Below are 1,920 nucleotides of genomic sequence, written 5' to 3'. Positions count from 1 at the left end.
CGCCGAGGTCGATGGCGAAGACGGCCTCCAGCTCATCTGGTCCCGCCCGAACCGGGATTGATTGACATCGCGAGGCTCCGCCATCGGCGGAGCCTCTCCCACTCTAAGATTTTCCGCGATTTTCGTTTATTGGATGAAAATGGATGGAAAAATGGATCCCGGTGTGTCATATCTCATTTGGATGTAAATGGATGGGAAAATGGATGACGCAGATCGATCTCTCCAAATTGCGTATCACGCCGGAGATTCTGTCGCTGATCGCCGAAATCGATGAATTCAAAGGAGCGTGGCGCGCACTTGGCCGCATCGCGCCAGACCGCCTGTCCAGTTTGCGACGGGTCGCAACGATCGAAAGTATTGGATCGTCGACCCGCATTGAAGGTGCAAAATTAAGCGACCGTGAAGTCGAAAGACTTCTTTCGAGCCTTCGTATCGGCTCGTTCGCCAGTCGAGACGAACAGGAGGTTGCGGGATATGCCGAGGTGATGGAAACGATCTTCTCAGCCTTCGACGCAATCCCGCTCAACGAAAATCACATCCGACAACTTCATCGGGACCTGCTTGCCCACTCGACCAAGGACGAGAGGCACCGAGGAAACTGGAAGACACTTTCCAATAATGTCGAGGCTTTCGACGAAGATGGGCGAAGCCTTGGGATCGTCTTCGCGACAGCATCTCCATTCGATACGCCCGGCCGGATGTCGGAGCTGATAGCCTGGCAACAGGCCCAAGAGAAGGATGGCAAGTTCCACCCGCTCCTCATCGTCGCCGTCTTCATCGTAGTCTTCCTGGAGATCCATCCTTTCCAGGACGGTAACGGACGCCTGTCGCGAGCCTTGACCACCCTGTTGTTGCTTCGAGCTGGTTACCTCTATGTCCCGTACAGCTCTCTCGAAAGCGTAATCGAGCAGAACAAGGAAGCTTATTACCTCGCACTTCGCCGCACGCAGGGAACAATCCGAACAGAAGAACAAGACTGGAATCCGTGGGTTGCGTTTTTTCTTCGGAGCCTGCAGCGCCAGAAGCAGCGGCTTGAGCGCAAGATCGAACGTGAACGTATCCTATTGAGCGACCTGCCGGAACTATCCGTCACGATCCTCGAACTGGCACGAGAGCGGGGGCGCGTTACTGTCATGGACGCGGCCAAAGCCACGGGCACAAGCCGCAACACCGTCAAGGATCACCTTCGGGCGTTGACGGAACAGGGACATCTGGCCCTTCATGGAGCGGGTCGCGGGACTTGGTACGGCCTGACTTAAAGCTGGAGTGATTTGGTATGCCCATCCGCCGAGATCGGCAATACGATCAGCACCACTGTCGTGCCATCGATCCATAGTGTGTCGCCATCGACGACGCAGGTGATCCGATGGCCACGAGTGCATTTATCAAATTGTACCGGCGCCATATTTGGTGTGGCCAGTGTCGTCATAGCACTGAGCCCCAAGGCGATGGCGCTTAGATTGCCAGGGGCCATTGCGATTACCGCGAAGTTGGGTTTCTTCTCCTTTTCCGGAAGAAAAGCCGGATACCGAGCCGCCGAAGCGACCGTTCTATATCCGCGGCTTCTCTTCTGTCGGAGAAGATCGAGGAAGACTGCGACAGCATCGCGTTCGCTGGCAAAAGGCTGGACCTTCGTCTGGCCGTGCGCTCCGATCCGGCCCCAGCGGCGTATCAGGCAGATTTCTCCGAACAGATTGAGCTCGATCGTCATGGCATAGAAGCGAGCCATGTTGCGGGCTTCGTCCGTGCGTTCGACATAGAGCTGGTAGGGCTGTGAGATCATGATCTGAGAATCGTTGATCTCGGCAGCCGCGTCCAACGACACTTGATCGATATCCCGGCGGAAAAGCCTCCGACGCGGGAAAAACGATGACAAGGAGCACTCCGCATCCCGTTGTCATCGAGCTGGATGTGAAGGAT

General features: G+C 56.0%; 2 protein-coding genes. One reads left to right on the top strand and one right to left on the bottom strand.

The window, feature by feature from the left end:
- Positions 1-203 precede the first annotated feature (203 nt).
- Positions 204-1,259 carry a Fic family protein gene (locus tag BJ928_RS38410; RefSeq protein WP_047637288.1) on the top strand — a complete coding sequence of 352 codons (1,056 nt, stop codon included), beginning with the start codon at positions 204-206 and terminating at the stop codon, positions 1,257-1,259.
- Here BJ928_RS38410 and BJ928_RS39870 read toward each other — a convergent pair.
- On the bottom strand, positions 1,256-1,825 hold the full coding sequence (locus BJ928_RS39870) for a WGR domain-containing protein (RefSeq protein WP_348628292.1): 570 nt from the start codon (positions 1,823-1,825) through the stop codon (positions 1,256-1,258). The two genes, BJ928_RS38410 and BJ928_RS39870, sit on opposite strands and share 4 nt — an antisense overlap.
- Between the last annotated feature and the right edge of the window lie 95 nt (positions 1,826-1,920).

The sequence above is a fragment of the Rhizobium sp. WW_1 genome, assembly GCF_003610155.1.
GTDB classification, from domain to species: Bacteria; Pseudomonadota; Alphaproteobacteria; order Rhizobiales; family Rhizobiaceae; genus Rhizobium; species Rhizobium tropici_A.
Note: the sequence above shows the minus strand (reverse complement) of the source record. Positions and strands in the feature narration are given on the sequence as shown.